13 protein-coding genes and 3 pseudogenes are annotated in these 14,590 nt (G+C 70.5%); 4 read left to right on the top strand and 12 right to left on the bottom strand.

Features of this window, described 5'->3' with window-relative positions; translation table 11 throughout:
* A pseudogene (locus I5E_RS16475) lies at positions 1-188 on the top strand (heat-shock protein HtpX); the annotation flags it as partial.
* Between the two features lie 8 nt (positions 189-196).
* Here I5E_RS16475 and I5E_RS16470 read toward each other — a convergent pair.
* From I5E_RS16470 to I5E_RS16420, 11 genes and pseudogenes are all read right to left on the bottom strand, one after another.
* Positions 197-466 (bottom strand): hypothetical protein, encoded by a 270-nt coding sequence (locus tag I5E_RS16470; RefSeq protein ID WP_022907953.1) that lies wholly within the window; start codon positions 464-466, stop codon positions 197-199.
* Between the two features lie 25 nt (positions 467-491).
* Positions 492-995, bottom strand: a complete 504-nt coding sequence (locus tag I5E_RS16465) for a flavin reductase family protein (protein WP_031262995.1) — start codon at positions 993-995, stop codon at positions 492-494.
* Positions 992-1,510, bottom strand: a complete 519-nt coding sequence (locus I5E_RS16460) for an NADPH-dependent FMN reductase (protein WP_022907952.1) — start codon at positions 1,508-1,510, stop codon at positions 992-994. The genes I5E_RS16465 and I5E_RS16460 overlap by 4 nt, the downstream gene beginning before the upstream one ends.
* Before the next feature lie 159 nt (positions 1,511-1,669).
* Positions 1,670-2,845 (bottom strand): annotated as a pseudogene (locus tag I5E_RS26585) (NtaA/DmoA family FMN-dependent monooxygenase); the annotation flags it as partial.
* Positions 2,824-4,092, bottom strand: coding sequence for an NADH:flavin oxidoreductase/NADH oxidase (locus I5E_RS16450; RefSeq protein WP_022907950.1), 1,269 nt, complete (start codon positions 4,090-4,092; stop codon positions 2,824-2,826). The pseudogene I5E_RS26585 and the gene I5E_RS16450, both read right to left, overlap by 22 nt.
* Positions 4,092-5,426, bottom strand: coding sequence for an NtaA/DmoA family FMN-dependent monooxygenase (locus tag I5E_RS16445; RefSeq protein WP_022907949.1), 1,335 nt, complete (start codon positions 5,424-5,426; stop codon positions 4,092-4,094). Before I5E_RS16445 ends, I5E_RS16450 begins: the two co-directional genes overlap by 1 nt.
* Positions 5,427-5,467: 41 nt before the next feature.
* Positions 5,468-6,244, bottom strand: coding sequence for an ABC transporter ATP-binding protein (locus I5E_RS16440; RefSeq protein WP_022907948.1), 777 nt, complete (start codon positions 6,242-6,244; stop codon positions 5,468-5,470).
* On the bottom strand, positions 6,241-7,089 hold the full coding sequence (locus I5E_RS16435; RefSeq protein ID WP_022907947.1) for an ABC transporter ATP-binding protein: 849 nt from the start codon (positions 7,087-7,089) through the stop codon (positions 6,241-6,243). The genes I5E_RS16440 and I5E_RS16435 overlap by 4 nt, the downstream gene beginning before the upstream one ends.
* Before the next feature lie 19 nt (positions 7,090-7,108).
* Complete coding sequence (locus I5E_RS16430; protein ID WP_222836480.1) at positions 7,109-8,722, bottom strand: ABC transporter substrate-binding protein; 1,614 nt, start codon at positions 8,720-8,722, stop codon at positions 7,109-7,111.
* Positions 8,723-8,816: 94 nt separating this feature from the next.
* Positions 8,817-9,722: an ABC transporter permease gene (locus tag I5E_RS16425; protein WP_022907945.1), complete on the bottom strand. Its 906-nt coding sequence runs from the start codon at positions 9,720-9,722 to the stop codon at positions 8,817-8,819.
* A complete protein-coding gene (locus tag I5E_RS16420) occupies positions 9,722-10,852 on the bottom strand; it encodes an ABC transporter permease (RefSeq protein ID WP_022907944.1) in 1,131 nt (376 codons plus the stop codon). The genes I5E_RS16425 and I5E_RS16420 overlap by 1 nt, the downstream gene beginning before the upstream one ends.
* 254 nt (positions 10,853-11,106) lie before the next feature.
* On the opposite strand from I5E_RS16420, the gene I5E_RS16415 reads away from it, so the two are divergent.
* The 3 genes and pseudogenes from I5E_RS16415 to I5E_RS16405 all read left to right on the top strand — a co-directional run bounded on the left by I5E_RS16415 (position 11,107) and on the right by I5E_RS16405 (position 13,466).
* On the top strand, positions 11,107-11,835 hold the full coding sequence (locus I5E_RS16415; RefSeq protein ID WP_022907943.1) for a GntR family transcriptional regulator: 729 nt from the start codon (positions 11,107-11,109) through the stop codon (positions 11,833-11,835).
* 76 nt (positions 11,836-11,911) lie between these two features.
* A pseudogene (locus tag I5E_RS22005) lies at positions 11,912-12,348 on the top strand (VOC family protein).
* Between the two features lie 242 nt (positions 12,349-12,590).
* A complete protein-coding gene (locus tag I5E_RS16405; protein WP_022907942.1) occupies positions 12,591-13,466 on the top strand; it encodes a DUF808 family protein in 876 nt (291 codons plus the stop codon).
* A 76-nt stretch (positions 13,467-13,542) separates the two neighbouring features.
* On the opposite strand, the gene I5E_RS16400 is transcribed toward I5E_RS16405, so the two are convergent.
* Positions 13,543-14,382 carry a glycoside hydrolase family 16 protein gene (locus tag I5E_RS16400; protein WP_022907941.1) on the bottom strand — a complete coding sequence of 280 codons (840 nt, stop codon included), beginning with the start codon at positions 14,380-14,382 and terminating at the stop codon, positions 13,543-13,545.
* Between the last annotated feature and the right edge of the window lie 208 nt (positions 14,383-14,590).

Below are 14,590 nucleotides of genomic sequence, written 5' to 3'. Positions count from 1 at the left end.
AGACCGACACCGTCCGGGAGTCCGACGTCGTCATCACGATGGGCTGCGGCGACGCCTGCCCGGTGTTCCCCGGGAAGCGGTACGAGGACTGGGCGCTCGACGACCCGGCCGGGCAGCCGCTCGAGCGCGTCCGTCCGATCCGCGACGCGATCCGCGCGCGGGTCGAGGAGCTCGTCGCGAGCCTCTGAGCGGAGTGCTACCGCTCGTCGAGCGCGAGCAGTGGTGCCCAGTAGGCGTCCGGCCCGTCCGCGACCACGGCGTCCGGCTCGAAGCGAAAGCCGTAGCCGCGGACGAAGTCGAGGGCCGCTGCCTGCTCCCCCGCCGCGTCGTCGTCGGCCTCGTCGAAGAGGTACTCGCCGTGCCCCATGCGGACGCCCGAGTCGCTGATCACCGTGAGGTCCCAGCGGCCTTCCTCGGCACGTTCGATCCGCACGACGGCGGCCTGGTCAGCGGTGAAGTCAGCCATGCGGCGAGCATACGGACGCCGTCGGTCAGGCGCTCAGCTTCGCGAACGACGACCGGTGCCAGACCAGGGGGCTGTGCGCGAAGTCGGACATCAGGCCGTTCACGCGGAGCACGACGATGTCGTGGTCGCCCGCCGGGTACGTGTGCGCCACCGAGCACTCCATCCAGATCGGCGCTCCCTCGAGGAACACCGCGCCCGCGTCGGACACCGTCGTGTCGACACCGACGAAGCGCACGGACTTGTCGCGTGAGGCGAGCTGCCGCGTGACGTTCTCGTGCCGTTCGCCGAGCACCGAGACGCCGATGGAGTCCGCTCCGGCGAGCGCCGGCCACGTGGACGACGAGTGCTGCACGGCGAACATCACGAGGGGTGGGTCCTGCGAGACGCCGACGGTGAACGACGACGCGACGAGCACGGTCGGGGCGTCGTCGACGATCGCGGAGAGCGCGGCGACGCCGCAGGGGAACCCGGAGAACGCCTCCCGGAGGAGCGTCGGGTCCGCGGACTCGGCGGTGTAGGGCTTGATCATGCGCTGGTGCCTTCCTTGGTCGGTGCGGATGCGGTGGCGAGGACGACGTCCCGCCAGCGGGCGAGCCAGCCCTCGGTCGACGACTCGTCGGTGTAGTGCTTGTCGTTCAGGTACAGGCCCTGCACGGGCACCGTGGCGCCGAGCTCGACGAGCACGGGCTTGAGGAACACCTCGGGGGCCAGGTGGTGCGCGGGACCGGCGCCGAGCATGAGCGGGACGGCGGTGACCCCGGCGAGTCCGTCGGCCGTCGCGAACTGGTCGAGGAAGAGCTTCAGGACGCCCGTGTAGGTGGCCTTGAACGTGGGCGAGGCGACCACGACGAGGTCGGACGCGGCGACGGTCGCGACCGCGGCCTGCACGCCGGGGTCGCCCCAGCCGAGGATCCCCGGGCCGAGGGCGATGACGTCGACGACGTGGTCCGGCGCGGACCCGGTCAGTCGTTCGGCGACGATCGTCGCGGCCTCGAGCGTGTGCGAGCCGGGCTTGGGGTTGCCGGCGACGACGGTGGTGATCATGGCGACCGCTCCTCTCTCTCGCATCTCATCCAACGCCGTGGCGGTTACCCCGCCGTGAAGGCGCCGTTACCGTTCATTGCGCGAGCCGCCCTGGTGGCGACCGCACGGAAACCGCAGGTCAGGGGCGGAGTCGAGCCGCGCCTCCCGGCAACTCGCGTGTCAGAACGCGAGCAGGTTCTCGCGGAACGTCTCGTGCTCGTAGCCGTCCCTGACCAGACCCCGACGCCGGAGCACCGGCGCGAGTCCGTCGCAGACCTCGGTGAGGTTCTTCCGGGTCACCGGGAGTCCGATCAGGAAGCCGTCGGCGCCCGAGGCGGCGATCGCTTCCTCCATCTGGTCGGCGACCGTCTCGGGGCTGCCGACGAGCCGAACCGATCCCGTGGTGTCGCGCTGCGCGGGGAGGGCCTCGCGGAGCGTCTTGCCGTCGGCCTTCGCCAGGAACGCCTCGATGACGCTCTGGTGTCCGTTGCTCGTGCCCTTGAGGTCCGCCGGCAGCGGTTCGTCGAGGTCGAACTGCGCGAAGTCGAACCCAGACGTGTAGGACAGGTTCGCCAGCTGCGCGTCGATGTTCTCCCGGGTGGCGGCGAGCTGGCGGGCCTGCTTCGCCTCGGCCTCGTCGTCGGTGTCGGCGAGCACGGGCTCGACGAGGAACAGGATCTTCGCGTCCGTCTCCTCGCGGCCGAACCCGACCATCCGTCGGTGCATGTCGTCCACGTACTCGCGCATGGCGTCGACGCCCGCTGCCGAGGCGATGAGCGTGTCGGCGTTGCGCGCGCCGAGGTCGCGGCCAGCCGGGGAGCCGCCGGCCTGGCAGACCACCGGGTGTCCCTGGGGGCTGGCGACCGTGTTGAGCGGCCCACGGGTGCGGTAGTACTTCCCCGCGAAGTCGGCGTACCGCACTTTCGTGTGGTCGGCGAAGACGCCGGTCGCCTCGTCGAGCACGAGGGCGTCGGCGTCCCACGTGTCCCAGAGCGCCCGGACCGCGTCGATCCACTCGTCGGCCATCGCGTACCGCTCGTCGTGCTCGAAGTGCTGGTCGTAGCCGTAGTTCTGCGCGGCAGCGTGGGGTGAGGCCGTGACGAGGTTGATGCCGACACGGCCGTGCGTCAGGTGGTCGAGCGTGGACATCAGCCGGGCTGCGAGGAACGGCGGGTAGAAGGGCGTCGCGGCGGTCGCGATGATGCCGAGGTGCTTCGTCGCGGCGGCGAGCAGCGGGACCAGCGGCATGGGGTCGTGCCGCACGATCGCGGAGCGCAGCGCGTGCTCGAACGAGGAGCCGAACACGTCGGGGAGGACGGACGAGTCCTCGAGCATCATGAAGTCGAACCCGGCCCGCTCGAGCGAGGTGGCGGCGTCGACGAAGAGCTGCGGGTTGGCGACGTCGTGGCGGACGTTGCCGGACCACTGCCCGTTCCAGCCGTAGACGCCGAAGCCGTAGCCGAGGAACCAACCGAGGTGGAACATGGGTGTGCCTTCCGTGGGAGGTGGTGTGGTGCCGGACGGTGCTGCGCCCGGTGGTACGGCAGCGGGTGGTAGTCGATGGAGGCGCCGAGCTCGGCGGCGGCGCGGAGTCCGAAGCGCGGGTCGCGCAGGAACTCGCGGCCGACGAACACGACATCAGCCCGGCCCTCGGCGACGACCGCCTCGGCCTGGTCGGCGGTGGTGACCAGCCCCACCGCGCCGACCGGCGCACCGGTGGCGGCGCGCAGCCGTTCCGCGTGCCCGACCTGGTAGCCCGGGAACACCGGGATCTCGGCGTCCGGGACCATCCCGCCGGTGGACACGTCGAACAGGTCCGCTCCGGCCGCCACCGCCCAGGAGGCCGTGGTCGCCGTGTCCTGCTCGGTCCAGCCCCCGGGGACCCAGTCGGTCGCCGAGAAGCGCACCAGGATCGGGAACCCGTCGCCGAGGGCGGCGCGCAGGTCGCGGACGACGTCGAGCAGGAGGCGGGCCCGTCCGTGGAGCGAGCCGCCGTACTCGTCGTCGCGCGTGTTGGCGAGCGGGGAGAGGAACTGGTGCAGCAGGAACCCGTGCGCGGCGTGCAGCTCGACGAACTCGAACCCCGCGTCGCGCGCCCGGACGCCGGCCGCGACGAACGCCCGGTGGATCTCGCGGACCTCGTCGGTGCTGAGTTCCCGTGGAGCGGCGTACCCGGTGTACGGCACGGTGGACGGTCCGACGACGGGCCACCCGCCGTCGGCCACGGGCACGGTGCCGCGGATGCGGTCCCAGCTCCGCCCGGTCGAGGACTTGCGACCGCCGTGGCTCAGCTGGATGCCGATGCGGACGCCCTGGTCGCGGGCGAACGCGGTGGTGGGGCGCCAGGCGTCGCGCTGCGCGTCGTCCCAGAGCCCGAGGTCGTACGGCGTGACCCGGCCCTCCGGGGTGACGGCGGTGCACTCCGCCACGATCGCCCCGGCGCCGCCGAGCGCGAGCCCGCCGAGGTGCACGTGGTGGAACGGGGTCGGCATGCCGTCCCGCGCCTCCACCGTGAACATCGTCAGCGCGGGCACCCAGAGCCGGTTGCGGAACCGGGTGCCGCGCAGCTCGATCGCCTCGAACAGCGCCGGGGCGCCCGGCATCAGAACGCCCGCAGGTTCTCGCGGAGCGTCGTGCCGGTGTACTCGTCGCGGATGAGCCCCCGGCGGCGCAGGGCCGGGGAGAGGCCGTCGGCCACCATCGCCATGTTGAGGCGGGTCGTCGGCATGTAGACGAGGAAGCCGTCGCCGCCGACGTGCTCCATGAACTCGCCCATCTTCGCCGCGACGGTGTCCGGCGAGCCGACGAACCCGAGGTCGTTCACCTGGTGCGACGAGGCGACGACCTCGCGCAGCGTGCGGCCCTGCTGTCCCTCGAAGAGCTTCTCGATCGACGTGTACTCGCCGTTCTGCTTCGAGATGTCGATGTCCTCGACCCGGGTGTCCGGGTCGATCGCGCCGAAGTCGATGCGACCACCGGACGTGTACGACATGTTCCAGAGGTTGTACTCGATCGCCTTGTCCGACGACATCGCGAGCCGGGCGGCCTCCGATGCGGCCTGCGCCTCGGCGTCGGTGGCGGCGATGGTCGGCGTGACGATGAACAGGAACTTCACGTCGTCCGGGTTCCGGCCGGCGGCGGCGACCCGGGCGCGCATGTCGTCGCGGTACGCCTTCGCGCTCTCGGGCGTCTTCGACAGGGCGATCATCGTGTCGTCGTGGAGCGCGGCGAGCTGCCGTCCCATCTCCGACCCTCCGGCCGAGCAGATCGGGACGACGCCCTGCGGCCCCGGGATCGTGTTGAGCGGCCCGCGCGAGCGGAAGAACTCGCCGCGGTGGTCGATCGGGTGCACCTTCGTGTGGTCGGCGTAGACGCCCGCGACCGGGTCGGCGACCACGGCCCCCGGTTCCCAGGACCCCTGCAGGGCCTTGACGACGTCGGCCCACTCGATCGCCATCCGGTAGCGCTCGTCGTGGTCGAGGTGCTGCTCGTAGCCGTAGTTCTGGGCGACCCGGTCGGTGACGCTCGTCACGACGTTCATGCCGATGCGCCCCTCGGTGAGGTGGTCGAGCGTCGTGCCGAGGCGTGCGGCGAGGTACGGCGGGTACTGGATCGTCGAGAACGTCGGGACGATGCCGATGTGCTTCGTGGCCTGCGTCATGAGCGGGACGAGCGGCATGGGGTCGTTCTTCGGCGCCATGAACCCGCGCCGCAGCGAGGTGTCAGCGGTGCCGCGGTACGAGTCCTCGACCATCGCGGTGTCCTCGATGAGGATGTAGTCGAAGCCGCCGCGCTCGAGGTTCTTCGCGAGGTCGATGTAGATGTCGGGCTTCATCCAGTCGGTCACGTTCGTGCCGGTCCAGGGACCGTCGCCGTTCGTGTCGGACCAGGCCTGGATGCCGAAGCCGTTGCCGAGGAACCATCCGAGGTGGAACATGTGGAGCCTTTCGTTGGGAGGGCGGGCGAGTCCGGGAGGGACTACGCCACGGGCTCCTCGACGGCCAGGTGGGCGTCGACGAGCTTCTGCGTGTACGGGTGCTTGGGGTGTTCGAGGACTTCGAGCGTGCGGCCGGACTCGACCACCTCGCCCTGGTTCATGACGACGAGCTCGCCCGTGATGAACGCGGTCGCCGGCAGCCCGTGCGACACGAACATCAGGCCGGCGCCGTGGTCGTCCGAGTAGCGCTTGAGCAGGTTGAGGACGACGCCCTGCACCGAGACGTCGAGTGCCGAGACGGCCTCGTCGCACACGAGCAGGTCGGGTCGGACGACCAGCGCCCGGGCGATCGACATGCGCTGCCGCTGGCCGCCGGAGAGTTCGGACGGGTACCGGTCGACCCAGCTCGGGTCGATGCCGAGCTCCGTGGTGATCTCGCCGATCGCGGCGTCCGCACCGGCGGCGTCGTGCCCGCCGAGGATCTGCGCCGGCGTCCGGAGCGACTCGCGGATGCGGTGTCGCGGGTCGAACGTCGAGGTGGTGTCCTGGGCGACGAGCTGCACCCGTCGTCGGTACTCGAGCCGACCGGCACGCGTCGACATGATCGACCGGAGGTCCCGGTCGTCCACGGTGATCGTGCCGGCGGAGGCCCGCTCGAGTCCGGTGACGATCTTCGCCATCGTGGACTTGCCCGAGCCGGACTCCCCCACGATGCCCACGCGCTGGCTCGCGCCGAGGACGAACGAGACGTCCCGGACGGCGGTCTTGCGGCCGTAGCGCCGGGCGACCCCGGTGGCCTCGATGCGGATGCCGGTCATGCCGCCGTTCCTTCCAGTCGGGCGCGGACCGACTCGAGCGTCGGCAGTTCGTCGAGTCGTGCGGACGCCAGGGTCGGCACGCACTCCAGCAGTCCACGGGTGTACGGGTGGGTCGCCTCGTCGAGTCGCGAGGACGGCAGCTGTTCCACGATCTCGCCCTGGTACATGACGACGACGAAGTCGGTGAAGCGCCGGCAGAGCTCGATGTCGTGCGTGATCACGAGCACCGCCGTCCCCTCCTGCTCGGCGAGGTCGACCATGAGCTGCATCGCACCGACGGCGAGCGATGCGTCGAGCGCGCTCGTGGGTTCGTCGGCGATGAGGAGTGCGGGTTTCGAGGCGAGTGCGATGGCCATCATCACGCGCTGCCGCATGCCTCCGGAGAGTTCGTGCGGCTTCGCGCCCATGACGCGCTCGGGGTCGGTGATGCCCACGGCACGGAGCCGTTCGAGGGCATCGGCGGTGGCGCGTCGCTTCGACACCCGCTCGGTGGCCCGGAGCACGGCGACCAGCTGGCTGCCGATCGTCCACACCGGGTCGAGGGAAGACATCGCGTCCTGGAAGATCATCGACAGCCCGGGGGTCCGGACCGGGATCCGACCGCCCGGCCCGGTCCGCTCGATCGAGCTGCCGTCGAGTTCGAGGGTCTCGACCTCGGTGGTCCCGGCGTCGAGGAACCCGGCGATGGCATTGCCGAGGCTCGTCTTGCCGGAGCCCGACTCCCCCACGACGGCGACGCGTTCCCCGCGCCGGACCACGAGGTCGGCGTGGCGGACGGCGTGGTTCGTGCCGTAGGTGACGTTGAGGTCCGTGACCTTCAGGACCGGGGCCGACTGGTCGTTCATGGTGTCTCCCTGTCCTCGCTCAGCTCGAGGCGAGCCGCAGCTGCGAGTAGTCGATGACGTTGTGGGAGCGGAACACGTACCCGTCGACGCCCTTCGCGAAGGCGTTGAGCGGCTGCACGTAGTTGATGTAGATCGTCGGCATCTGGTCCTGCAGGACCTTCTGCGCGGCGTTCCAGTACTTGCCCGCGTCGGCCCCGGTCGGGTCGCCCGCGGCGTTGCCGTCCGCGATGGCCTGGTTGAGCTCGGCGTTGTCGAAGTCCGGCCAGTTGATGGCGGAGCCCGGCGTGTAGAAGAGCGACAGGACGTAGGGCGGCGACTGCACGACCGCGTAGTCGCGACCGAGGGATGCCTCGAACGTCTTCGCGGCGAGTCCGGCCTGGAAGGTCGACGAGTTGACCGTGTCGATGGTCATGTCGAAGCCGGCGTCCTTCACCGCGGTCTGGATCTGGACGGCGGTCTCCTGCAGGTCCGGGACGGAGTTGTTCACGGTGAGGGTGAACTTCACCGGCTCGGTGTACCCGGCGTCCGACAGGATCTTCTTCGCCTTGGCCGTGTCGGTCTCGTTGGCCGTGAGCCCGCTGCCGTCGAAGCCCGGGTCGGCGTCGGAGAGGATGCTCGAGATGGAGTCGGCCCGACCGTGGTAGACGTTCTCGTTGATCTTGTCGTAGGGGATCGCCGCGGCGAGTGCGCGGCGGACGGCGACGTCCTTGAACGTGCCCTTCGTGGTGAGGAGGGGCATGTACACGTACGCGTTCGTCGGCACGTCGAACACCTGCGCGGCTCCGGCGTCCTTGAGCTCGACCTGGTCGGCCGGACGGAGCTGGGCGGCGATCTGCGCGTCGCCGGACTTCACCAGGTTGGCGCGCTGCCCGGCGTCCGCGACCACCCGCTGCACGATCCGGGCGATCTTCGGCTTGCCCTCTGCGTACCCGGCGTTCGCGGTGTAGATCGTCTGCTCACCGGGCGTGTAGGTGTCCACCTTGTACGCACCGAAGCCGAAGTTGGGGTGGGTACCCGACCACTTCACGGCCCAGGGGTCGCTCGAGGTGGTGTGCTCCTTGAGCACCTTCGCGTCGTAGATGTTGTAGCCGACGTTCGCGAGCAGGGACAGCGCCGTGTAGCCGTAGCTCGCCTTGTCGAGCGTGAGGGTGACGGTCTCGTCGTCGACCTTCGCGAACTGGTCCGGCTTCGTGATGAACGGGGCGCTGATGAAGGGCACGATGCTCGTCTCGACGGCGAACTTGCGCTGGATGCTCCAGATCACGTCGTCGGCGGTGAGTGCGTTGCCGGCCGTCGACTTCGCGTCCGTGTCGAGGTGGAACGTGTAGGTGCGGCCGTCGTCCGAGACGTCGTAGCTCTTCGCGAGGACCGGGGCGAACTTGTTGTAGTCCTCGTGCTCGGCCTGACCGCCGGTGCCGTCGACGTACTCGTTGCGGATGAGCGAGGCTCCGGTGTTCTTGAAGAACTCGGCGGCCTCGTACCCCGTGGCGCTGGTCTCGTACGAGAAGCTCTGCGGCTGGGCCGCGGTGACGATGACGAAGGCGCTGGAGGCGGCGTTCCCGCCGGCACTGCAGGCCGCGAGACCGAGGGCGCCGACGACCGCGATCGCGGCGGCGGCGATGGTGCGTTTCATGTTCAGCATGGGCAGGGGTCTCCTGGGGAAGGGGATGGGCCGGGAGGGACGGGGTGGGTGGGGAGGAGGGGGCGCGCGGGTCGAGTGGTCGCCCTCAGACCCGTGACCGGCCGACGAAGGCCGCGACCAGGACCGAGGCGGACCAGACGGACAGGCCGAGGGCGGCTGCCGGGAAGAGCACCGGCCACCACCGCCCCACCGCGGCGTCCGGGGCACCGGCGGCGAGCATGGTGCCCCACTCCGCGGTCGGTGTCGGGATGCCGACGCCGAGGAAGCCGAGGGCGGCGCAGAAGATGATCGCCATCCCGAAGATCGTCGAGGTGTTCTCGATCGTCGTCCGGGCGGAGTTCGGCAGCACGTGGCCCAGGAGCAGGCGCAGTTCGGACTCGCCGGACATCCGGGCGGCGTCGACGTAGCCGTCCGACCGCGTGCGGAGGACCTCGGTGCGCATCAGCCGCGCTTGGAACGGGATGAGGACGATCGCGAGGGCGAGCGTGATCACCACGGCGTTGCGTCCGAAGAACGACACGATCACGAGTCCGGCGATCATCACGGGGATCGACTGCACGAGGTCGACGGCGCGGCCCAGCAGTCGCGCCACGAACCCGAGCACGGTGCGGTCGCCCTGGTACATGCCCGAGACGAGCCCGATCACGATGGCGACGACGGTGGCGATGACCGTGATGCAGATCGCGATCACGATGTCGAGGCGGAACGCGGTCATCACCCGGGAGTAGACGTCGAGGCCGTTCGCGTCCGTGCCGAACCAGAACTCCCCCGACGGGGCCTCCGACTGTCCGCCGACCACCGACGTGGCCGGGTGGTTCACCAGGTACGGCCCGACGACCGCGAGCACGACGAGCACGGCGAAGGGGACGAGCCGCAGGACGAAGCCGGTGCGCCCGGCCGGTCGACCGACGCGACCGTCCCGCGCCCCGCGGGTGCTCCCCGCTCCGGTGGTCGCCGGCTCGGGCAGCGCGGTGGGGGTGTCGAGCGCCATCAGGCGTCCTTCCCGGCGACGCCGGCGCGCCGCCTCGAGTCGAGGAGCATCGTGACGATGTCCGTGACGAGGTAGATGACGAGGCACATCGCCGCCGTGACGAGGAGGAACGACCGCAGCGCGAAGACGTCGGAGGCGTTCACCGCGTCCACGGCGTACTGCCCGAGTCCGCCGAGACCGAAGAGCGACTCGAGGACGACCGCGCCGCCGAGGAACAGGCCGAACAGCATGCCGAGCGTGGCGACCGCCGACGGGAGCGCCCGGCGGTAGATGCTCGCGAGGACCGTCCGTCGGGACGCTCCGGACGCCACGCGGAACCGGGTGGCGGGGTCGTCGATCGCCTGGTCCAGGTTGACGATGAGCATCTTGATGAGCAGCGGCGAGTGCGCGACGACCATCACGACGACGGGCAGCACCAGGTGCTGCGCGTACGACGCGAAGGCTGCCGGGTCCCCGGCGATGAGCGCGTCCACCATCGGGAAGTTCGTGACGGTGGGCGGCGCGATGAGCAGCGGGTCGAGGCGGCCGCTCGGCGCCGGGGCCCAGTGCAGCTCGGCGTAGAAGACGAAGAGGAACGCGATGCCGATGACGTACTCGGGGAGCGCGCCCGCCGACCGGGCGTAGGCGGTGAGCAGCTTCGCGAAGCGGTTGCGGCGGTGCGTGACGATGAAGTGCGCGGTCACGAGCGACACCGCCGAGGCGAGGAGCAGCCCCCAGAACACGAGCTCGAGCGTCGCCGGGACCCGGGTCGCGAGGTCCTGCGCGACCGGTCGGCCGGTGGCGATCGACGTGCCGAAGTCGAGGTGGGCGAGCTGCGTCAGGTAGGTGCCGAGCTGCTGGATCCACGAGCCGGTCAGCCCGTAGGACTCCCGCGCCTGCTCGAGCTCGGCGCCGGACAGGCGTCCGCCGGTGGCCGACACCACCGGGTCACCGGGGATGAGCTGCACGAGGAAGAACGAGACGAGGACGAACACCAGGACGTTGGCGACGGTCAGTCCGGCCGGGCGCAGGAACCAGAGGCGCTCCCGGACGCTTCGTCGCCTCGTCGTCAACGAGGTGTCGAGGGCGGCGAGACGCTCGGCCTCCGCACGGGTCGCATCGTCGACGATGTCGGGCTCTCTCACGGTCATGTGCCGGCCTTCCGTCGCATCGGGTGGTGGTCAGCAATGCTCGCGATCGTTCGTTTCCGACGACCGCTCCGGGTGTAACCGGATCATTAAGCGACCAGAGCCGAAAGGAAAGCCCAGTTGAGAGGCCGATCACCTGTCCGTTCACGCCGTTCGCGCGGTTCGGAGGTACCCGTTGCCCTGCGCGACGAGCGTCGTATACTCACTGCACCCGAGCCGCATCGTGGCGGTGAGATCCTGCGACGATCGGAGTCACGATGAGCGACACGCTGTCCGACCACCCGCGCGCGAAGGGCGGGTCCTCACGCGGCCGACAGATCTCGGCGAGACGGGTCCGCGACCTCATCACCGCGTCGATCCGCGAGGGGCACATCGCACCCGACGCTCCCCTCGCCGAAGAGGACCTCGTCACCCTGTTCGACACCAGTCGCGGGTCCGTCCGCGCCGCGCTCGCGCAGCTCCGGGACACCGGGTTCCTGGAGCGTCGGCCACGAGTCGGGACGAAGGTCACGCACCGCGGGGTGGTCGTTCCGCTCACCGACATCGACGCCGACAGCGAGCACGTCTACGTCGAACGCTTCGAAGACCGGATCGTGCCGAGCTTCCCGCTCGTGCGCGAACGGCTCCGCATCGACGAGGACCACGTCCGGATGATCGAGAACCTGCTCGTCACCGACGACGACGTGATCGGGCTCCGCGCCGCCTACTTCTCCGTGCGCTACACGCACTCCCCCGAGAGTCTGTCCGGGCCGATCAACATGACGACGGTGCTCCGCGACTTCTTCGACGCGTCGCGCGGCGAGGTGCTCGTCACCATCGGCAGCGAGGCCGCCGACGCGCACACGGCGAAGATGCTCGGCACCGAGGTGGGAGCGCCCCTCATCGTGCGCGAGGTCACCTACCACGACCTCGACGGCGTGCCGGTCCAGACCGTCTTCGACCGGTACCGCGGCGACCGCGTGCGGCTCGAGGGTTCCACCCTCTGACCCAGGAGGCGCGGCCCGGCGCACGACGGCGGTGGCCGCCCGGCGCGTGGTGGCGCCCGGGACGCACAGTGGCGCCATGACGGCGACGGTGCGGCAGGTGCAGGTGACGTTCGACTGCGCGGAACCCGAGCGGGTGGCGCGCTTCTGGTGCGAGGTCCTCGGGTACGTCGTCCCGCCACCGCCGACCGGCTTCGACTCGTGGGACGCCTTCGACAGCGCACTGCCCCGGAGCACCGCGGCTCGGCGTTCGCGTGCGTAGATCCGACCGGCGTCGGCCCGCGACTGTTCTTCCAGCGCGTGCCGGAGGGCAAGACGGTGAAGAACCGCGCGCACCTCGACGTCCGGGTCGGCACCGGCCTCGTCGGCGCCGAGCGGCTCGCAGCCCTCGACGCCGAGAGCGACCGACTCGTCGCGCTCGGCGCCACGCAGTTCCGTCGCATGCTCGCCGACGAGGTCAACGAGTCGTGCATCGTCATGCAGGACGTCGAGGGCAACGAGTTCTGTCTCGACTGAGGTCACCTCGGTCCCGCAACCGTGTCGGCCCCGCAACCGGGTCGGCCCCGCAACCGGGTCGGCGAAGCCGCACCGCGTCTCCTGGACCCGTCCACGACCGCCGCGGTCCGCGCGCACGGGAACCAGTCGATCGCGGGGGTCGACCACCTCGGGCGGTTCTCGGGTACTCCGCCGAGGTCTCCGGGGAGTCGCCCTCGCAGACCCTGCGCCGACGGGACGCGCCGAGGCCCTAGTCTGAGCGCATGTCAGTCGGTCTGCTCGCCATCGTCGACGACGTGCTCTCCGCGGCCCTCAAGGCCAGCGCCAAGTCCGCTGGTGTCGTGATCGACGACGCGGCCGTGACGCCGCAGTACGTGCAGGGGCTGTCCCCCGCCCGCGAACTGCCGGTGGTGGGACGGATCGCACTCGGCAGCCTCTTCAACAAGTTCGTCATCATCACCCCGCTGGCGCTGCTGCTCACGGCGTTCGCCCCGGGGGTGCTCCCGTGGCTGCTCCTGCTCGGTGGCACCTACCTGTGCTTCGAGGGAGCCGAGAAGGTCACCGAGTGGTTCGGCGCCCACCACGAAGCCGGGTCGGACGAGACCGTCGCGGAACCCAAGCTCGTCTTCGGGGCGATCCGCACGGACCTCATCCTCAGCACCGAGATCATGCTCATCGCCCTCGCCGGGCTCGACCCGGACCTCGGGCTCTGGCCGACGCTCGGCGCGCTCATCGTCATCGGGCTCGTCATGACCGGGGCCGTCTACGGCGCGGTGGCCCTGCTCGTGAAGATCGACGACATCGGTCTGCAGATGATGAAGCACTCGGTCCGCCGGACCCGCCGGGCCGGCGCGCGGATCGTGCGGGCGATGCCGACGGTGTTCCGCGTGATCGGCGTGGTCGGCACGGTCGCGATGCTCTGGGTGGGCGGGCACCTCGTGATCGCGAACCTCGCGGAGACGTCCTGGCACGCGCCGTACGACCTGCTGCACACGATCGAGCACGGCATCGAGGCGGCCGGGCCGGTCGTCACGTGGATCGTGGACACCGCGGTGTCGGCGGTGGTCGGACTCCTGCTCGGCCTGGTCGTCGTCGCCGTCGTCCTCGGCATCGGCCGGCTGCGGGGCCGCACGCACTGAGCGCCGGCTGCGGGGCCGCGCGCACTGAGCGCCGGCTGCGGGGCCGCGCGCACCGAGCACGCGGTCCCCGACCGGCTCAGTTCCAGATGGCGACCCAGTCGATGCTGACGTGCCCGACCGCGCTGGCCGGGATCTTCCCGCCGTTCGTCGTCGTCTCCGCCTGCAGCGTCACGCGGAAGGCCGTCTTCGGCACCGCCTTCGTGGTCGAGGAGACGAGCTTGCCGTCCCAGTAGAACCGCACGATGCCCTTGTCCCACTCGGTCGTGGCCACGTGCCACCCCGTGCTGTCCGTCGGTGCGAAGGCCTCCTTGCCCGGCTCGAACCGCATGCCGAGGGGCGACCAGCTGCCGGGCACCGCCGACGCCGGGCGGGGCCGGGCGCCGAGGTCGGCCTCCGGCCAGTCGATCTCGCCCTCGTTCCAGTCGTCGCTCGACGGCCAGAGGATCGTGGAGAACTTGTAGCCCTGCGTCTTCGTGGTCTTGTACCGGATGGACACCCGGCCGGTCGTGTGAAGCGCGTACCCGTCGGGCATGATCGCCGCGACGAGGGGCTGGCCCTTCTCGGTGTGGAGGGCGAAGTCGAGCACCCCGTCCTTGACGCTCAGGACCTTCGACGGTGCGTACTTCCCCTTGCCGGTGGTGTCCTTGAACCCGTCGTAGAGACCGATCTTCGGGTACTTCGACGCGAACTTCCCGACCGGGACGTAGCTGTCGAAGCCGGTGCGGAAGGTCTGCTTCCACGTCCGGCCGTTCGACACGACGTTCGTCTTCGGGATCGCCCGGCCGTCGGGCACGGTGGCGGTCGCCCTGGACGAGGCGGGGAGCGCTGCTGCGCCGGCCGGAGCTCCGGCGGCGAGGCTGGTGGCCGCGACGAGAGCGATCGAGAGCGCGGCGACGACGACTGACGGGGACCGCATGCGAACTGCCTCCTGTGTGGGACGGGCGTGTGGTGCGATGGCCGAGGTGCTTGTGCGTTGGAGTATCGGGCGTCAGCGTCCGGCGGTTAGCCGATTCCCGGTCTGGATGCCCCGGCACCCAGGTTCGCTGTACCCGACGTACCCGTCTACCCCTGCTCGGATCCCCCGAGCAGGGGGCACGGGACCACGCCGGACGCACGGACGGGAG

The organism is Curtobacterium sp. B18, from assembly GCF_000333375.1.
In the GTDB taxonomy this organism is placed as follows: domain Bacteria; phylum Actinomycetota; class Actinomycetes; order Actinomycetales; family Microbacteriaceae; genus Curtobacterium.
This window is presented reverse-complemented; position numbering and strand designations above follow the sequence as displayed.